The organism is Zwartia sp. (assembly GCF_049655405.1).
Taxonomy (GTDB): Bacteria; Pseudomonadota; Gammaproteobacteria; order Burkholderiales; family Burkholderiaceae_B; genus Zwartia.
The window spans coordinates 176092-193888 of record NZ_JBASJR010000011.1; the positions used below are offsets into that span (position 1 = coordinate 176092).

17 protein-coding genes are annotated in these 17797 nt (G+C 53.1%); 14 read left to right on the forward strand and 3 right to left on the reverse strand.

Annotated elements, in window-relative coordinates:
• Window position 1: 1 nt before the first annotated feature.
• Window positions 2–1222, reverse strand: a complete 1221-nt coding sequence (locus tag WBJ47_RS08645) for a class I SAM-dependent methyltransferase (protein WP_422244240.1) — start codon at window positions 1220–1222, stop codon at window positions 2–4.
• A 252-nt stretch (window positions 1223–1474) separates the two neighbouring features.
• On the opposite strand from WBJ47_RS08645, the gene WBJ47_RS08650 reads away from it, so the two are divergent.
• The 14 genes from WBJ47_RS08650 to hslO all read left to right on the forward strand — a co-directional run bounded on the left by WBJ47_RS08650 (window position 1475) and on the right by hslO (window position 15141).
• Window positions 1475–2680 (forward strand): multidrug effflux MFS transporter, encoded by a 1206-nt coding sequence (locus WBJ47_RS08650; protein ID WP_422244134.1) that lies wholly within the window; start codon window positions 1475–1477, stop codon window positions 2678–2680.
• Between the two features lie 90 nt (window positions 2681–2770).
• Window positions 2771–3007 carry a 50S ribosomal protein L28 gene (gene rpmB, locus WBJ47_RS08655; protein WP_028815924.1) on the forward strand — a complete coding sequence of 79 codons (237 nt, stop codon included), beginning with the start codon at window positions 2771–2773 and terminating at the stop codon, window positions 3005–3007.
• Between the two features lie 20 nt (window positions 3008–3027).
• A complete protein-coding gene (rpmG, locus tag WBJ47_RS08660; RefSeq protein WP_028815923.1) occupies window positions 3028–3195 on the forward strand; it encodes a 50S ribosomal protein L33 in 168 nt (55 codons plus the stop codon).
• 184 nt (window positions 3196–3379) lie between these two features.
• The gene (leuS, locus tag WBJ47_RS08665) at window positions 3380–6040 is read left to right on the forward strand and encodes a leucine--tRNA ligase (RefSeq protein WP_422244133.1); all 2661 of its coding nucleotides are present in this window, start codon (window positions 3380–3382) and stop codon (window positions 6038–6040) included.
• A gap of 14 nt (window positions 6041–6054) precedes the next feature.
• Entirely contained in the window at window positions 6055–6747 is a 693-nt protein-coding gene (gene lptE / locus WBJ47_RS08670) for an LPS assembly lipoprotein LptE (protein WP_422244132.1), read from the forward strand.
• Window positions 6748–6759: 12 nt separating this feature from the next.
• Window positions 6760–7797, forward strand: coding sequence for a DNA polymerase III subunit delta (gene holA / locus WBJ47_RS08675; RefSeq protein ID WP_422244131.1), 1038 nt, complete (start codon window positions 6760–6762; stop codon window positions 7795–7797).
• A gap of 3 nt (window positions 7798–7800) precedes the next feature.
• Window positions 7801–9060, forward strand: a complete 1260-nt coding sequence (locus WBJ47_RS08680; protein WP_422244130.1) for a glutamate-5-semialdehyde dehydrogenase — start codon at window positions 7801–7803, stop codon at window positions 9058–9060.
• A gap of 11 nt (window positions 9061–9071) precedes the next feature.
• Window positions 9072–9494: a CopD family protein gene (locus tag WBJ47_RS08685; protein WP_422244129.1), complete on the forward strand. Its 423-nt coding sequence runs from the start codon at window positions 9072–9074 to the stop codon at window positions 9492–9494.
• A 9-nt stretch (window positions 9495–9503) separates the two neighbouring features.
• Window positions 9504–11171, forward strand: a complete 1668-nt coding sequence (locus WBJ47_RS08690; protein ID WP_422244128.1) for a THUMP domain-containing class I SAM-dependent RNA methyltransferase — start codon at window positions 9504–9506, stop codon at window positions 11169–11171.
• A gap of 107 nt (window positions 11172–11278) precedes the next feature.
• The gene (locus WBJ47_RS08695) at window positions 11279–11455 is read left to right on the forward strand and encodes a hypothetical protein (RefSeq protein ID WP_422244127.1); all 177 of its coding nucleotides are present in this window, start codon (window positions 11279–11281) and stop codon (window positions 11453–11455) included.
• A gap of 53 nt (window positions 11456–11508) precedes the next feature.
• The gene (locus WBJ47_RS08700) at window positions 11509–12081 is read left to right on the forward strand and encodes an RDD family protein (protein WP_422244126.1); all 573 of its coding nucleotides are present in this window, start codon (window positions 11509–11511) and stop codon (window positions 12079–12081) included.
• A 90-nt stretch (window positions 12082–12171) separates the two neighbouring features.
• Window positions 12172–13647, forward strand: coding sequence for an AMP-binding protein (locus tag WBJ47_RS08705; protein ID WP_422244125.1), 1476 nt, complete (start codon window positions 12172–12174; stop codon window positions 13645–13647).
• Between the two features lie 41 nt (window positions 13648–13688).
• Entirely contained in the window at window positions 13689–14210 is a 522-nt protein-coding gene (locus WBJ47_RS08710) for a gamma carbonic anhydrase family protein (protein ID WP_422244124.1), read from the forward strand.
• Window positions 14211–14229: 19 nt separating this feature from the next.
• On the forward strand, window positions 14230–15141 hold the full coding sequence (hslO, locus tag WBJ47_RS08715) for an Hsp33 family molecular chaperone HslO (protein WP_422244123.1): 912 nt from the start codon (window positions 14230–14232) through the stop codon (window positions 15139–15141).
• On the opposite strand, the gene WBJ47_RS08720 is transcribed toward hslO, so the two are convergent.
• Both WBJ47_RS08720 and WBJ47_RS08725 read right to left on the reverse strand, forming a co-directional pair.
• Window positions 15138–15920, reverse strand: coding sequence for a response regulator transcription factor (locus WBJ47_RS08720; RefSeq protein WP_422244122.1), 783 nt, complete (start codon window positions 15918–15920; stop codon window positions 15138–15140). The two genes, hslO and WBJ47_RS08720, sit on opposite strands and share 4 nt — an antisense overlap.
• Window positions 15917–17725 (reverse strand): sensor histidine kinase, encoded by a 1809-nt coding sequence (locus WBJ47_RS08725; RefSeq protein ID WP_422244121.1) that lies wholly within the window; start codon window positions 17723–17725, stop codon window positions 15917–15919. Before WBJ47_RS08725 ends, WBJ47_RS08720 begins: the two co-directional genes overlap by 4 nt.
• Window positions 17726–17797 lie beyond the last annotated feature (72 nt).

The following is a 17797-nucleotide window of genomic DNA, read 5'->3' on the forward strand; positions in this document are numbered from 1 at the left end:
TTTACTTGTCCGAGTAAATATACGCACGCCGCCAAGGATAAGCTTGGTCGGCGGGGTCATCGAGCTCATCAGTTCGACCGGTTGGCGCATGCTGTGCCAGGACTTGATGCAACGCCACCCAGCCACTTTCAAACCCTTTGGCACAACCCGCCAAATACATACGATAGGCCCTGAGTGCGCGCTCACCCTGCTCGCCTTGCTGAGCCGTTAAGACCTTTGAAGCTTCATCGAGTCTGGCCTCTAGCGCATCACTCCATGCCCACAGAGTCCGCGCATAATGCGGCCTCAGATTCTCCACATCAAGCGCCTCAAGCCCGCCCTCGCTCAGCTCAGTAATCACGTCACCAATATGGACGAGCTCACCACCGGGGAAGATATATTTTTCAATAAAATCACCCATGCCATTGCCGAGTTGGTCGTTGTGACACCCACTCGCGGTAATGCCATGATTCAAAATCAAACCACCTGGACGCAAGAGCAGCCGGAGTCGCTCAAAATAGTCTTTCAGCTGCGCGCGTCCTACATGCTCAAACATGCCAACCGAAGCAATCTTATCGAAAGCTTGCGCGGGGTCGAGCTTGCGATAATCCAGTAATTGAACACGAACACGACCAGCCAGCCCCTTTTCCTCAATCAACCGCGAAACATGCGCATGCTGGTTGCGAGAAAGAGTGATACCCGTTGCATCGACCCCATAATGCTCAGCAGCCCATAGCAACAAACCACCCCATCCCGCACCTACGTCTAGAAAACGCTCTCCGGCCGAAAGACGCAACTTTCTGCAAATCAAGTCAAGCTTGGCTTCCTGCGCCTGTGCAAGCGTCATGGATGGCTGTTCGTAATAGGCGCAGGAGTAAACTCTGCGTGGATCGAGCCACAAGCCATAGAAATCATCGGACAAGTCGTAGTGAAACTCAATTTGTTGCGCATCGCGCTCGATCGAGTGTCGCCAAACGGACATCACACGCGCAATCACGCCTGTCAGCCACCCCATCCGCGCAGCATCCAAGGGAGAACCTGGCAAAATTGAAGTAGCGACCGCCATGATGTCTCGCATTGAGCCACGCACATCGCATAGCCCCTCTACGTAATCTTGGCCAATCAAGCCCACCTGTCCCGTGACGATGTGAGCCAGTGCCTTGTTTTGCTTAGTCACGAGTGTCACAGGCGCATCGCTTGGACCCAGCTGTGTGCCATCGGGCAACACCAAACCAAGACCCATGGGCAAACTACCCAGCTTTTTTTCGATTGTTGCGATCAATGAATTCACGTAGTGGCCTCATGCGTCAACCGGACAGCTTCACTTTATCTGAAATCAGACACCTTGAAAATACCTTGAATTGACTGAATGGTGTCACCCTTTACACCTATAACTTTGTGCCATGTCTATGCGTGATACAGTCAGAAAAAGCAGACGTTTTATCCTTGCAAGCTGCTTTGGCTTCCACCCTCCCTTTAAAGCCCACACCAAATCATGTGCACCAGACTTGCCGCAATGGGATTACCCGGCTGGCTCATCTTGATGGGTGCGCTGACTGCGATCGGCCCGCTTTCCATCGACATGTACTTGCCGGCTTTTCCGGCTATTGCCAGCGATCTCGGCGCACACAGCAGCGAGGTCGAACGGACTCTAGCGGCTTATCTTTTGGGCATGGCAGGCGCGCAACTGATCTACGGTCCACTCGCGGATCGTTTTGGACGCAAGCCCCCGCTTTATGGTGCGCTCATTCTCTATATTCTGGCCTCCGCAGGCTGCGCTCTTGCCCCAAACGTCGAGTTTCTCACCATTAGCCGTATTTTTCAGGCGATGGGCGGTGCAGCCGGCATGGTGATACCGCGTGCAGTGGTGCGAGATCACTACAACACCCAAGAAGCCGCCCGCGCACTTTCGATGCTCATGCTCATGATGGGTATCGCACCTATTTTGGCACCCGTCTTGGGTGCGCAAATCCTCACTTGGGTCGGTTGGCGGGGTATTTTTGTCGCTATCACCTTGTGCGGTATTGTTTTATTGTGGACCCTGTCTAAAGTCATGGTCGAGAGTCTGTCACCCGAGCGCCAAATCAAACTGAGCTGGGGAAACATCCTCAACACCTATGCCGGACTGCTTTTGCATCGCCGCTTCTTAGCATTTGCTTTGTCAGGTGGCTTAGCAACCGCAACGATGTTTAGCTATATCGTTGGTTCCCCACGTCTGTTTATCGAGCACTTTGGCGTGCCTCCTCACACCTATGGGTTGTTATTCGGGCTCAATGCAGCGAGCCTGATCATCGGCTCTCAGGTGAGTGCCCGCCTACTCAAGACACACAGCCCCATGAAAATCCTCCCTTGGGCGCTCGGTGGCCTGATGGCGGCGGGGCTCTTTGCTCTCTTTTTAGCCCTCACAGACTTGGCAACCCTGCAAACCGTCATGGCTTGCTTGCTGGTTTTTATGTTTTGCTATGGCTTTGTCGGACCCAACTCAGCCGCTTTGGCACTCGCCGACCAGGGGCACCAGCTCGGCTCGGCTTCTGCCATGATGGGCACACTTTCGATTTCCTGCGGTGCCCTCGCCGGCTTTCTGGTCAGCCTCATGCACCTCTCAGGCCCCATTCCCTTGGCGATCATGATGGCGAGCTGTACAACTTTGGCATGCCTGAGTGGAGCAATTGCACGTCGCGCATACCGAGTCAGTCCCTAGTGGATGCCTCTCGGGTTGATTAAATGCTTGATTTCGTATTAGAATGTCAGACTTGATGTCAAAATCTGAACCAACAAAATAGGTGTAGCCATGGCACGTGTATGCCAAGTGACTGGAAAAAAGCCCATGGTGGGCAACAATGTTTCACACGCGAACAACAAAACAAAGCGTCGTTTTCTGCCTAACCTGCAGTCACGCCGTTTCTGGGTTGAGAGCGAAAACCGTTGGGTGCGCCTGCGCGTGTCCACTAACGCCCTGCGTACCATCGACAAGAATGGCATTGATGCCGTCTTGGCCGACCTGCGCGCGCGTGGCGAAGTCGCCTAACTCTACTTAAGGAGCCCAACATGGCAAAAGGTACACGCGAAAAGATCAAGCTCGAGTCCAGCGCTGGAACGGGCCACTTTTATACTACGACGAAAAACAAGCGCAACATGCCTGAGAAAATGCTGATCAAGAAATTTGATCCAGTCGCTCGCAAGCACGTTGACTACAAAGAAACAAAACTGAAGTAATTCAGTTATTGCGTTCAGATCTCCGTCTTAGACGGGACATCACAAGCTAACAGCCTCGCTTCGCGAGGCTGTTTGTTTTTAGCAGTACTAACAACAGCGCTGACACCACGCCAAGTGGCTAGTCCACCCTATAATGTCAGATTGATTCGGCGCACTGGCGCCCCCACCTTTTTTGGCTGTCGCAATGCAGGAACGTTACCTCCCCACTGTTGTTGAAAATTTGGCCCACGCAAACTGGGATGCCCGCGATGCTTATCGCGTGACCGAAGGCGCACTCAATGCCTCTGGACAACCCAAACCCAAATTTTATGCATGCTCAATGTTGCCCTACCCAAGCGGCAAGCTCCACATGGGTCACGTCCGCAACTACACCATCAACGACATGATGGCGCGTCAGCTGCGTATGCGCGGCTACAACGTGCTGATGCCTATGGGTTGGGATGCGTTTGGCATGCCTGCCGAAAATGCTGCGATCAAGTCTAAGGTCCCACCAGCCAAGTGGACCTACGACAACATCGCTTACATGAAAAAACAAATGAAGGCGATGGGTTTGGCAATCGACTGGTCACGCGAAATGTGTGCCTGCGATCCGTCTTACTACAAATGGAATCAGTGGCTCTTTCTCAAGATGCTCGACAAGGGTATCGCTTACCGCAAAACTCAAGTCGTCAACTGGGATCCCGTCGACAACACCGTCTTGGCCAACGAGCAAGTCGTCGACGGCCGCGGTTGGCGCTCTGGCGCTCCGGTCGAAAAGCGTGAGATTCCAGGCTATTACTTACGCATCACCGATTACGCCAGCGAACTTCTCGCGCAAGTCCAAGATGGCCTCGAAGGCTGGCCAGATCGCGTGCGCGCGATGCAGGAAAACTGGATCGGCAAAAGCGAAGGCGTCCGTTTTGCTTTTCCTCACAGTATCAAAGATGCCTCTGGTCAGTTGATTCAAGACGGCAAAATGTACGTATTTACGACCCGTGCGGACACCATCATGGGGGTCACCTTTTGCGCCGTTGCACCAGAACATCCTTTGGCGCAACACGCTGCACAGAACCACCCCGCACTCGCCGCCTTTATCGAGCAATGCAAGCAAGGCGGTACGACCGAGGCTGAGCTTGCCACCCGTGAAAAAGAAGGCCTGGATACAGGCTTGGTGGTAACGCATCCACTGACAGGACAAAGCGTTCCTGTCTGGGTCGGCAACTACGTCTTGATGAGTTATGGCGACGGTGCCGTCATGGGCGTACCCGCACATGACGAGCGTGACTTTGCCTTTGCCAATCAATACGGCATCCCGATCAAACAAGTTGTCCAGGTCGCTGACAAGCCCTTCGACAGCAAGGTCTGGCACGAGTCTTATGCTGACAAACAATCCGGACATTTGATCCAGTCAGGCAAGTACGATGGTTTGAGCTTTGCCCAAGCCATTGATGCGATCGCGGGTGAGCTCGAGGCCCTCAACCTAGGCACACGCCAGACCACGTGGCGTTTGCGCGACTGGGGTATTTCTCGTCAGCGCTATTGGGGCACACCGATTCCAATCATCCACTGCGATAGTTGTGGTGCGGTGCCAGTTCCTGAAAAGGATCTCCCTGTTGTACTGCCCGACGATTTGATTCCAGATGGCAGCGGCAACCCCCTGACTAAACACGCGAGCTTTTTACAATGCAAATGCCCGAACTGCGGAAAAGACGCACGTCGTGAAACCGACACCATGGACACTTTTGTCGATTCGTCTTGGTATTTCATGCGTTACACCTCACCAGGCAACGACCAAGCCATGGTGGATGCCCGCAATGACTACTGGATGCCGATGGACCAGTACATCGGTGGCATTGAGCATGCTGTCATGCACTTGCTGTATGCGCGTTTCTGGACACGCGTGATGCGCGACCTTGGTTTAATCAAGTTCGACGAGCCCTTCACCAAGTTACTCTGCCAAGGCATGGTGCTCAACCACATCTATTCGACCAAAAATGCCAAAGGCGGTATTGAGTATTTCTGGCCCGAAGAAGTTGAAAACACCTACGATGCAAAAGGCGCCATCACTGGCGCGCGCCTCAAGAGTGACGGACGCGAGATCACCTACGGTGGTGTCGGCACCATGTCCAAATCCAAAAACAACGGCGTCGACCCCCAGTCGTTGATCGACACCCAGGGCGCAGACACGGCCCGTCTGTTTGTCATGTTCACCAGCCCACCCGAGCAAACACTCGAATGGTCGGACTCTGGCGTCGAGGGTTCTAACCGCTTTTTACGTAGACTCTGGTCTTTGGGAGTCCAAAAGAAAGATTTAATCGCAGCGGGCTTGCAAGCACCTGTCTCTGACTGGGCAGATGCCTCCAAAGATATTAAACAACTGCGTTTTGACATTCATGCACTACTCAAGCAAGCGGACTACGACTACCAGCGCATTCAGTACAACACGGTCGTGTCAGCGTGCATGAAAATGCTCAACGCCATTGATGATGCCGATCTTGGAGATTCTAATTTTGCCCGCGCGGCGACCGCTGAAACAATCGGCATTTTGCTGAGAGTTCTTTACCCTGTTGTGCCACATATCACTTGGCAGCTTTGGGCAGAACTTGGTTACGCGTTACCCTACGGTGATTTGCTCGATGCGCCTTGGCCAACAGTCGATGAATCAGCCCTGATCACTGACGAGGTCGAACTCGTATTGCAAGTCAACGGCAAGCTACGCGGCAGTTTGAGCGTGGCACGAGAAGCCACGCGAGAGCAAATCGAACAACTTGCCGTCGCCCACGAAGCTGTCTCACGCAATCTTGAGGGTCGTCCACCCAAGCGCGTGATCGTGGTGCCTGGCAAGCTCGTCAACATTGTCGGTTAACTGGAAAACACATCATGATTCGGTCATTCGTGCGCGTGCTGCTTGGCCTGATGGCGATACTACTGGCGGGTTGCGGATTCAAAATGCAGGGGGTCACACCAATGCCTTTTGATTCGCTAAACATCACCATCCCTCAAAACTCACAGTTCGGTGCGGATGTCCGCCGTGCGATACGTGCAGCCTCTCCCAATACTGTGATCATCGAACCACCGAAGGTTAAACCCGAAGCATCTGACGAAAAGCGTAAAGTCGATCCTAAATACGTCGCTCAAGCTCGGCTTGAGCAGGTCTCTGATGTGCGCAATACTCGCATCGTCGCACTCAATGCACAAGGCAAACCTGAGGAGTTTGAGCTAACCTTGGCCTATACCTTTCGTTTGGTGAATGCTAAAAATCAGGTCATTCTGCCTGAAACAACACTCACTGCAGCGCGTGCCATGCCTTTTGACGAACGTGTTGTACAGGCAAAAGAGGGGGAAGCGGCAACGCTCTATCGCGACATGCAGAAAAGCTTGGTTGCACGCATGATGCGACGTTTGACTGCGCCTGATATCAAGCAGCGTTGGGATGCGCTCAAAGCCGCCACACCAGACGAAGAGGAGAATATCGACACAGCCATTCCGATTCAAGCGCCAAGCTCTATTCCAACCCCATGGCAAAACCCTTCGCTCACCCCGTTGCCGATTCCGGTCAATCCGGGCGGCTAAGCAGAACCTGCCGTGGACGCACAACGCCTGATCAATGAACTCAGCCGACCAGGCGCAAGCCTGGCGGCTTTGTTCGTCATCACAGGAGACGATCCTTTACTCACCATTGAGGCCACCGATGCGTTACGCGGCGTGGCCCGGACAGCGGGATTTCTCGAACGCAGTTCATTTTTGATGGATGCGCGAAGCGACTGGAGTGCCCTTGGCATGGCTAGTCAGAGCGGATCACTCTTTGGTGATAAACAACTCGTCGAAATTTCATTGCCGACTGGCAAGCCCGGAAAAACCGGGGCCGATGCGTTGATTGCGCTAGCCAAGCGTTGTGCAGGCAAGGCAGCAGACGACGCACTGACGATTATCTCGCTTCCCCGACTCGATAAAGCCACTCGCGAGGGTAAATGGGCGAGTGCCTTGCAGTCATCGGGTAAATTCATCGATATCCCAAGTATTGAGCGGGCTCAGCTCCCACGTTGGATCGCAGAGCGACTGGCGCGTCAGTCTCAAGAGACAGATGCTGAAACCTTGCAATGGTTAGCGGATAAGGTCGAGGGCAACTTACTGGCTGCCCATCAAGAAATTCTCAAGCTTGGCTTGCTGTTTGAGCCAGGTAAGCTTCAAGCAACAGACATTGAACAGTCTGTCATGAATGTTGCCCGCTATGACGTGTTTGGCTTACGCGATGCGATGCTAGCAGGCGATGTCCCCCGCATGATTCGCATCATGGATGGTTTAAAGGCCGAGGGCGAAGCGTTGCCATTAGTTCTCTGGGCCGTTGGCGAAGAAATCAGGACACTCGCGCGAATTTCACAAGCCGTGTCGGCAGGCCAGGACTTGTCGAGCGTGCTACGCTCTCAACGTGTCTTTGGCTCGCGTGAACCCCTTGTCCGCAAGGCACTGTCAAGGGTTTCTCCGCGCAGCTGGCCTGCTGCCGTCCAGCACGCACACGAAGTGGATCGTTTAATTAAAGGTCTGCATGTCTCAGGCCGATTGCAAGACCCTTGGGAAGAAATGAACCGTCTCGCGATGCGCATCGCTTTTAAACCAACCTAATTTATGACCACTATCTTTGACGCCATTCAACAAATCGGACGCCAAGCTCGTCAGGCCGCTCGCGCGGTGATGCGCGCCAGTAGTGCGCAAAAGTCACAAGCCTTACACGCAATGGCCGACGCGCTTTCCGAGCAGCGTGCAACACTCAAAGCCGCGAACCAGCTTGACGTGGAGGCCGCCAAAGCCCGAGCCCTCGACGCCGCGCTACTGGATCGTCTGACATTGTCAGATCGCAGCATCGATTTGATGATTGAGGGCTTGCGCCAAATCGCCGCAATGCCCGATCCAGTGGGTGAGCTGACCGCCACAAAAATACGTCCAAATGGCATGCAGGTTGCTCAAATGCGCGTGCCTCTCGGCGTCATCGGAATCATCTACGAATCCCGCCCCAATGTCACCATTGATGCGGCGGCGCTTTGTCTAAAGTCCGGCAATGCCGCTATTCTCAGAGGAGGTAGTGAGGCACTGCACTCAAACCTCGCACTGGGAACTATCGTCAGTCACGGACTCAAAGCGGCGGGCTTGCCTGAGACTGCGGTTCAAGTCATCGACACACCTGACCGCACAGCCGTTGGTGCGCTGATCACCATGACAGAGTTTGTCGATGTGATTATCCCGCGCGGTGGCAAGAGTCTGATCAAACGCCTCTCCGAAGAGGCGCGTGTGCCCATGATCAAGCACTTAGACGGTAATTGTCATGTCTATGTAGACCAGTTTGCGGACCTCAACATGGCCGTTGACGTTGCGTTCAATGCCAAAACATATCGCTATGGTGTGTGTGGTGCCATGGAAACCCTACTCGTCCACCAAGCTGTCGCATCAAGCTTTTTGCCTGAAATTGCGCGAGCCTTGATCGCTCACGGCGTTGAGCTCAGGGGCTGCGCGCAAACGCAAGCGCTTGTGCCACAAGCACTTGCCGCCACCGACGACGACTGGGCGACCGAATATCTTGGTCCTATTCTTGCGATTCGCGTCGTCGATTCGATGCCCGAAGCCATCGCACATATCGAACGCTGGGGCTCTGGCCACACTGAGTCCATTGTCACATCCCACATCGCCCAAGCACAACAATTCCAGCGTGAGGTCGACTCAAGTTCTGTCTATGTCAATTTGCCTACCTGCTTTGCCGATGGCTTTGAATACGGGCTTGGCGCTGAAATAGGCATTTCAACCAACCGTCTCCATGCGCGTGGCCCTGTCGGGCTCGAGGGACTCACTACACTCAAGTGGGTCTTGCAAGGCGACGGACAAACTCGCGGATAACTCACCTCACCATGCTTTGGGTCAAAACCTTTCACATCGTCCTCGTCGCGTCCTGGTTCGCGGGCTTGTTTTACTTGCCGCGCATTTTTGTCAACATGGCGCAACAATCAGACCCCGCTGTCTTTAACGTTTTAGACGGCATGGCAAAACGACTCTATCGTTTCATGACTATCCTTGCAGTACCTGCAGTGCTTTTAGGTATCTGGCTTTACTTAGGCTATGGCATCGGTTTGGGGCCCGGTAATGGCTGGATGCACGCCAAGCTTGTTCTCGTGCTCGCCGCCTTGGCTTACCATTACAGCTGTGGCGTCTTGCTGCGCAAATTCGAACAAGGAGCGAATCGTCGCTCGCATGTTTTTTATCGGTGGTTCAACGAAGTCCCTGTGTTGATCCTGACCGCCGCGACGGCCTTTGTCGTCATCAAGCCTTTTTAATGAGACTCCATGTCTGATCAGGACCCCACCCGCAAGACCCTCACCATTAAAAAAAATGGTGAAGCCCCAGCCGAATCCTTTGGTGACCGCCCTCGCGTGCGTATAGGTGCACGTGCGCGTCAGGTTGCACAGCAAAAAATCGCCAAAGATAAATCTGCGCGCCAAAAAGGGGAAATACCTGAACCCACCTATCAACGCAAAACGTCTCGTTCAGAAGATCGTGGCTTCGCGCCCCGTTCTGCGCCACGTTCTGCGCCGCAAGATGCCCCCTCGCGTGACTCTGCGCCCCGCGACGGAGGCTCCCGTGATTTTGTGCCTCGAAACTCGGCCCCGCGTAGTTCGTCTGCGCGTGGATCGTCACGTAGTGCTGCCTTGCGTAGTGGACCCAATGAATTTAGAGATCCCGGAGAGCGTGCCCGTCCCCTCTCCGATCGCTCGCCGCGCAATTCGGCCCCGAAATCTCTCCCCCAAGAGCCCCTCATCTCGCGCAGCACAATCGTCAGCCCAACGACAGACGTCTTTCATATTTTTGCGCCTTGTCCGATGGGCCTCGAAGAAGCGCTCAGTGCTGAACTCAACGCACTGGGTTACGAACAAGTCAGCGCCACACGAGCGGGTTGTCACTTTGTAGCGGACTGGTGGGGTGTACAGCGTGCCAACCTCTACTCCCGACTTGCCACCCGCATTTTGGTTCGCGTGGGGCAGGCGCCCGTTCAGAGCGAAGACGATATTCTTGAGCTTGCACAAAGTATTGGCTGGGAGCGCTGGTTTGGCGCGGAACACACCTTGCGCGTGGATACCTCAGCGGTCAAGAGTCCGATGCAAAGCTTGCAGTATTGCAACTTGCGTGCCAAGGATGGTATCTGTGACCGCCTGCGTGACCTCGAAGGCGCACGTCCCTCTATCGATACGGTTCGACCAGACGCTCGCGTCCATTTATTTTTGTCCTCCGACACCGCCACGATGTACCTCGACACCTCTGGCGAATCGCTCTTTAAGCGGGGCTGGCGCCTGGACAAGGGCGATGCGCCCCTTAGAGAAAATCTTGCGGCAGGTCTATTAGCCCTTTCAGGCTGGGATCCTCAGGCTGCGCTGATGGATCCATTTTGCGGTAGCGGCACCATATTGATTGAGGCGGCTTGGATTGCCTTGGGTGTCCCCCCAGGCATCACGCGTCCTTTTGGCTTTGAAAGGCTCAGGGACCATCAACCTCGGCGCTGGGAAGACCTCAAAGAAGACGCACGCAGTCGCATTCTCCCCGAATTAGAAGCACCTCTCGTCGGCATTGACGCGGACCCCGAAGCGATCGAGGCGGCGCAACGTAATGCAGAGCGGGCATTTCTAACCGAAGATACGATCCATTTTGAGGTAGGTGATGCGCGTGATGCCGTCGCACCCGCTCCTTATGGCTGGATGCTCACCAACCCACCTTATGGCGAACGCTTAGACGAGGAAGACCTCGAGTTTTGGCGCGAATGGTCAGCGAATCTCAAGCAAGAATTTGCAGGTTGGCAGGTCAATGTCATTACCTCCGATCTCGATTTGCCCAAGCACCTCAGACTTAAAGCCAATCGTCGCACTCCCATCTTTAATGGTGCCTTGGACTGTCGTTTATTTAATTTTGAATTGGTTGAGAGCAGCTATCGAAATGTTGCAGCTGCACAACAAGATGAATAAGTTTATAGTTTTCCAGAGTCTTTAAAGGGTTTTCCCTTAAAAGCATTTGCTTAGTTTCGGGTTTTCCCTAATAATAGGGTTATCCCTAACAAGCAATGGAAAACATCATGACTTACAACACTTCTACCCGCCTGACCGATGCCCTCGAACGTGACCTGCTCGCAAAAGCGATGGAAAATCAGTTCCGCTTTCGTCCTCTGCGCGCGGTCAGCAAATTTGTAAACGGCATCGCCTCTTTCGCAGCCTCAGCCCGCGCACAGACCAACGCACGCGACATGGTCTGATAATCCCCTAGGGGTGCACGGGATCGCCTTAAAAGTGCGGGATAATATGCCTGATGAAAACCCGCACCGCTCCACCACCTGACGCGTCAACACCTGGTCAACTTCCTGTGTTGAACAACACGCCAGCACCGCCGCGACTCAGAAGGTTCGCCTCTATGATGTATGAGGGCGTCCTTCTCTTCGCGGTCGTTTTTTTAGCTGGCTATCTCTTTGATACGCTCACCCAGAGTCGGCACGCGCTTATGCTGCGCGGAGGTCGTCAGGTCTGGCTTTTCATCGCAATTGGTGCCTACTTTTTGATTTGTTGGCGCCGCAGCGGTCAGACACTCCCCATGAAGGCGTGGCATATTAGGCTACTAGACGTAAACGGTCGCCCCGCAAAAACGAGTCGCTTGATCTTGCGCTATGTCTATATGTGGGTAATACCACTCTTTGGTGCAGGTCTCGTGTGGGCAGCCGCTCATCTATCTGGTTGGAATGCCATGTTGATGTTGATTATTGGCGCTCCTTTTCTGGTTTTCCTCCCTACATGGTTGAATGCTGAGCAACAGTTTTTACATGATTTGCTGGCAGGAACCCGTTTAGTGAACGTTAAACCCAGTACCGGCACTAGTAAAAACCCTTAGTTTGATGTTCTGAGTGCATCAGCCTATTGCACCAAATGCTTGGGTGAGCCATGCTAGCGGGCATTACATAGATGACCTACCCGCTCAGGCATGTTGGACCAATACGCTTCACTCAGTGAATCTTTCCACTGGCACGTACCCACCAATTTTAATATTGGCGAAGAGTGCTGCCATCGTTGGGCAAAAAGCTCAGCTGATGCCCGTCGGATTGCGCTATTTTTCGAAGACTCTTCAGGCCATCGAGATATTTGGACTTATGAGAGATTAGGCGCGGCGACCAATCAGTTCGCCAATGCCCTGACTCGCATGGGTATCAAACCCGGTGACCGCGTTGCCACAATACTAGGACAAAGTGCTGAAGCTGTGGTCGCACAACTTGCTGCGTTCAGTGTCGGAGCAGTGGCCGTTCCACTCACGACTCAACTCACCCCCAAAGCACTCGAATATCGTTTACGAGACGCAGAAACGCGAATCGCCATCGTGGGAGCAGAGGCTGCCTCAAATTTGCTCAGTATTTTGTCTCGCTGCTCCAAGTTGACTCAAGTCATTGGTGTGGGTGTTGAGGACAACCGCTTGTTGCCTTGGCGCAGCTTGATGATCCGCCAGCCCGAACAATTCAAAGCAGTCCAGACTAGAGCCGAAGACCCAGCACTGTTGCTCTACAGCCCTGAGACAGGTCAGCCTGCGCGAGGCGTTTTGTTACCTCACCGTAGCCTGATCGGTGCCCTGCCTGGATTTGTTGCTTCACAAAATTGGTTTCCCCAGGGTGCAGAAGTCTTTTGGACTGCTCTGGATTGGGCGAATGCCTCCGGGCTAATGTGTGGAGTGCTTCCAACGCTTTATTTTGGGCGTTCCCTCGTTGGCATTCGTGGTGCCACCACGCCTGGCCACGCTCAACAGCTGCTTGAACGCTATCGGGTCACGCATGCGCTTGCGTCGGGCTCAGTGCTCCGGCAACTCAAACTCAACGTTTCTCTGGACACCGCGCCTGCGTCGTCGAAACTACGCAGTATGACCATACTCGACGAAGGCATCGATGAAGGGTTGGCTCAATGGTGCAAAGCACATTTTGGCGTATTGCCCAATCACTTGTTTAGCACTGCTGAAATTCAGGGGATCGTGGGCGACAGCCAACTCAGATGGCCAGGCAAAGCCGGGAGTTTGGGACGGGCCTACCCCGGCCATCGTATCGCTATCCTCAACGAAGACGGCTCCCAGGCCCCTCCAGAGCAAATGGGTGAAATCTCCATTCATCGAAATGATCCGCACGGTGCAGAGGATCCAGCGCTCCCTTTGCGCTACTGGCGAACAATAGAGGCTGCAGATACTAATCCTGATAGCAGTGGCTGGTGGCGGACCGGCGAGCTTGGGCGCCTCGATGCAGAGGGTTATTTCTGGTATGCAGGGCGAAAAAGTCGATTGCCCGCAAAAAATAAAATCAATTCACCTGCCGCATCGACACCTCCGGTCAGTCCGGTCAGCTCGGTCAGTCAGATTGCTTCGAACGCCCCTGTCACCCACACAGCAACCGCAGTCAGTTTAGCGACCGTCGCGCCAACAGAGTAAACTTAGGGCATTCTTTCATGCTCTCAAGGACGTTCAACAACATGGCGATTTATCAACTCGGCGACCTGACTCCGCGTATTGATCCCAGCGCGTTTATCTTTGATTCTGCAGACATCATCGGTGACGTTGTCATCGGTGCGCAGGCGAGTATCTGGGCCAATGTCAGCATACGCGGTGACAATACCCTGATTGATATCGGTCACCATAGCAACGTCCAAGAAGGCAGCGTATTGCACTCTGATGTTGACGCACCACTCACCATTGCTGAGTATGTCACTGTCGGTCATCAAGCCATGTTGCACGGCTGCTCAATCGGCTCGGGTTCCTTGGTCGGCATGCAAGCCATTGTTCTCAATCGCGCCCGCATTGGACGCAACTGTCTGATCGGTGCCGGTGCGATTGTTCCAGAGGGTCGAGAGATTCCAGATGGTAGCCTTGTCATTGGTGTCGGAAAAATTGTCCGGACACTCGGAGAAGATGAAATCGCCCAAATTCGTCACAATATCGAGCACTACGCAGCACGTGGGCAAATGTATCGCCAACAACTCAAGCGCGTAGGCTGAGCCCCCTTTATCGGCCTGTATGTCAGATCAACTTAAAAAATTCCTTTCCGAAGACCGTAGCGTTCGCCTCGAGTCTGTTCACATGCAACAAACATGGCAAACAGCTCAGGCACACCACACCTACCCGCCTTCTGTCACTGCCTTGCTCGGAGAGCTCGTCGCGGCGTCTACGCTACTTGCCGCAACACTTAAGTTCGACGGTTCTCTCCTCCTGCAACTTCAGGGGGACGGTGCGATCGCCTTGATGGTGGTTGAGTGTCGAGCAGACATGAGCATTCGTGCCACCGTCAAACTTCGTGAGCGTCCTTTACCTATCCAGCGTGACTTGCAATCCCTGCTCAACCCAGGGGGCACAGCCAAATTCATTGTTGTGTTGGATCCTCCCAAAAACACTCTGGGCCGGCAGGCTTATCAGGGGATCGTTCCACTCGAGGGCGAAACGATTGCCCAAGCGCTCGAGCAATACATGTTGCGTTCAGAACAATTAGAAACACGTATTTGGCTGGCCGCAAACAATGAGCACTGCACAGGCCTATTGCTACAACGCCTGCCGCTTCAAGGCGGCAACCAACAAGCCGAGATCCTAAGTGCAGACGAGTCCTGGCAGCGCTTTCAACGCTTGGCCGAAACGCTCTCAACCAAGGAAATGCTTGAGGTCACCCAAGAAACGCTCCTGCATCGGCTGTTTTGGGAAGAAACCCTATTAACGTTTGATGCCCGCCCCATCACTTGGCAGTGCTCCTGCACACGTGAGCGTGTCGCAGATATGTTGAAAATGCTGGGACGTGCCGAAGTCGAAGACATCCTTGAGACTCAGGGAAAAATAGAAGTCGCATGCGAATTCTGCGGACAACCCTATCTGTTCGACGGAGTCGATTCTGCGATGTTATTTAAGTCAATCTCGCCTGGCGCAGGAAAGTCCGTTCACTAAGGTCGAATCTCAATCGGAATGCAGAGCTGATAGCCCACACCCCATACCGCTTTGAGTGCAGGCTCAGCTCCCTCTGGTGACAAACCAGAAAGCTTTTTGCGCAATCGGCTGACCAGACTTTCTAGCGCACGCTTGCCGATGTCATCGACGTCCGGGCGCTGACTGAGCATCTCGCAAATCACCTCTGTTTCGAGCACATGCGTAGAAGCTTGTGCCAAACCCACCAGCAAGGTTTTTTCGCTGTTTGTCAAAAAGACTTTTTCTGCCGAGTGCGGGCTCGTCATCGAACGGTCCTGCAAACTAATCACCCAGCTCACCGCCGTTTTATTGATGAGCCTTGAACGCCGATACATACTCATCAGTGCAGCAGTCAACTCTTCGGGTGCAACAGGTTTACTCAGATAAATATCTGCGCCCGCCTCGTAGCCTTTTAGACGATCCGGGATCGCCGCTCGAGCAGTCAGCATGATGATGCCGATACTTGGAATGCTCACCCTGAGTCGACGCGCAATTGAGATCCCATCTTCTCCGGGCAAACTCAGGTCAAGCACCAGCGCATCAATCGGTTCGGTGATGAGCAAATCATCTAATGAGCGCCCATTGCTGACCGCAAACACTAAAAAACCATTGAGCTTGAGGTGGTAGTGGATTTCCTTGCGCAAGAGTGGATCATCCTCGACAAGGGCAACACGCATCGGTGCCATCGCGAACATACTGCCGATTTCGTCACCGCTCAGGTCAGCCACAGACATCGGTGTGGAAGAGGTGTTCTGAATCATCGTTTGAGCTCTACAGTAAAGTGCACTCGGTGATCCTTGTGCTCGAATCGAATCGAGCCTCCGAGAATTTTGCACAAGGACTTGACAAGATACAAGCCTAAACCTGTTCCTGATTTGTCGTGTGCATACTCGCCCCGATAGTAACGATTAAACAAGCTTCCTGGATCGGGTGCATCATTTTCACCGACTGTATTTGTGACTCTGAGAATAAAGCGCGAGGCGTACTCACTGATGGAGTGATCATCGTAGAGCTCCAGCATAATTCGACTCTCTGGCTGAGAATACTTGATCGCGTTATCTAATAAATTTGCCAACACAATCGCAAATAAATTAGGATCTGTTCGCAACATCAATGGCGAAGGCTGCTGACGCCAATCAATCCGCTCAGCCTCTGGCTGACTCGCCAACAGTGCCTGCACGACTTCATTCACATCAAAGTCTTCATACTTTGGTGAAAACCCTTTTTGATCAAGCTGATCCACCTGAACACAGCGTTCGATCACAGTGTTCATATTGTTGATTGCCTGGATCATGCTGTCGATCCGATCCGTAGAGTCCGCAGACTGTTTGGGAGGTTGTTGCTGCAGGCTTCGCCGGAGAGATCCTGCGGCCATCCGCATGGTTGCGAGCGGGTTTTTTAACTCATGCGTCAGCATATCGATCAGCATGCTGCGCTCTTTGATCTGCTCGGTTTCCACCAAGTTACGTGCTCGCATAAATTGCAACTCTTGCATCTCCCGATCATAAATGACTCGACGTTGCGTAATGTCACTTAGCACCATAATCGAGAGCACCACCGCCACAATCAGACCACCCCAGTTACCAGGGGAAGACACGATATCTGGCCTGACCCAACCGAGTAAGGGCAAAATATCGATCCAGAGTAGCGACCCCATCAAGAGCGCACCCCCAGCAATCAAACGCCGGTGCGCGACAGGCATCTTGTGACACCAAGGTAAGGCAGCCACCAAGACCAGAGGCATGATGCTCACAAGTAAAAAGTTAAAGTTAAGCGCAAGCAATGTCACATAATCAAGTTTGATCGCCAAGAGCTCAAGACAAAGAATCGCCAAGACACCCTTGACGTAATAGCCATACCAACGCGGAGCACCAAACTGCTTTAATAGTTCATTGGTCACCAATAAGGACGCCATCAGCCTAAAGACGTACAAAGTATTAAAGGCCAGATTATCGAGCCACACATGCTTTTCAAAAAAGAGTGCGGCGAGCAAACCAGAACTAGAAAGTGTAAACAAAAGCGTCACGATCTCAGAAATAAAGAAGATTCCGAGAATGGTGTGGCGTGTCCTGATATAGACAATCAAGGCCCAAAATGCGATCGCGAGAATCACGCCAAACTCAAGACCCATGTTGCGCTGCTGATCCACCATGACGCTTGATAGCGTATCGGGTTGGAGTGCACGTGTCGTGAGGAAAAATCCGTTAATCGTGTCTATACGCAGATAGAAATAATTTTTAACACCCGCATGAACCGTAACAGGAAAGCAGTAAGAATGATCTGCGCAGGCATTTTGACTGACAGGAAAATGATCACCTGCCGTGCGGCTAATCCAAACACCTTCTTTTTGCTCAAACAGTTGTATGTCACGGATGTAGTGCGGCCCCACACGCAAAACAACTTGCTCTGAACCCTGAGCAGGTGCTTGGACCAAGAGTCTCAACCATCTGATCGTCGGCGTAAAGCCACGATTTAACACAACACCAAAGGGGTTGTAGTCTTGGGTCACAGCTTGTTCAATCGTGAGTGAACCTGGTGCAGACTCAACAAAAAGACCACGATCCATTATCAGATCATGCTCTGAATTAGCCTGTGCACTCAAACAGAAAGTCGTCAGCAGTAGCCAGCAACATGCGCG

Bases quoted from the DNA above. Each gene is read 5' to 3' on its own strand.
- leuS (WP_422244133.1), top strand. From the start codon at position 3,380: ATGCAGGAACGTTACCTCCCCACTGTTGTTGAAAATTTGGCCCACGCA.
- WBJ47_RS08700 (WP_422244126.1), top strand. From the start codon at position 11,509: ATGAAAACCCGCACCGCTCCACCACCTGACGCGTCAACACCTGGTCAA.
- hslO (WP_422244123.1), top strand. From the start codon at position 14,230: ATGTCAGATCAACTTAAAAAATTCCTTTCCGAAGACCGTAGCGTTCGC.
- WBJ47_RS08685 (WP_422244129.1), top strand. From the start codon at position 9,072: ATGCTTTGGGTCAAAACCTTTCACATCGTCCTCGTCGCGTCCTGGTTC.
- WBJ47_RS08695 (WP_422244127.1), top strand. From the start codon at position 11,279: ATGACTTACAACACTTCTACCCGCCTGACCGATGCCCTCGAACGTGAC.
- WBJ47_RS08705 (WP_422244125.1), top strand. From the start codon at position 12,172: ATGTTGGACCAATACGCTTCACTCAGTGAATCTTTCCACTGGCACGTA.
- rpmB (WP_028815924.1), top strand. From the start codon at position 2,771: ATGGCACGTGTATGCCAAGTGACTGGAAAAAAGCCCATGGTGGGCAAC.
- WBJ47_RS08725 (WP_422244121.1), bottom strand. From the start codon at position 17,725: ATGGATCGTGGTCTTTTTGTTGAGTCTGCACCAGGTTCACTCACGATT.
- rpmG (WP_028815923.1), top strand. From the start codon at position 3,028: ATGGCAAAAGGTACACGCGAAAAGATCAAGCTCGAGTCCAGCGCTGGA.
- WBJ47_RS08680 (WP_422244130.1), top strand. From the start codon at position 7,801: ATGACCACTATCTTTGACGCCATTCAACAAATCGGACGCCAAGCTCGT.
- WBJ47_RS08720 (WP_422244122.1), bottom strand. From the start codon at position 15,920: ATGATTCAGAACACCTCTTCCACACCGATGTCTGTGGCTGACCTGAGC.
- WBJ47_RS08710 (WP_422244124.1), top strand. From the start codon at position 13,689: ATGGCGATTTATCAACTCGGCGACCTGACTCCGCGTATTGATCCCAGC.
- WBJ47_RS08650 (WP_422244134.1), top strand. From the start codon at position 1,475: ATGTGCACCAGACTTGCCGCAATGGGATTACCCGGCTGGCTCATCTTG.
- WBJ47_RS08645 (WP_422244240.1), bottom strand. From the start codon at position 1,222: ATGGGTCTTGGTTTGGTGTTGCCCGATGGCACACAGCTGGGTCCAAGC.
- WBJ47_RS08690 (WP_422244128.1), top strand. From the start codon at position 9,504: ATGTCTGATCAGGACCCCACCCGCAAGACCCTCACCATTAAAAAAAAT.
- lptE (WP_422244132.1), top strand. From the start codon at position 6,055: ATGATTCGGTCATTCGTGCGCGTGCTGCTTGGCCTGATGGCGATACTA.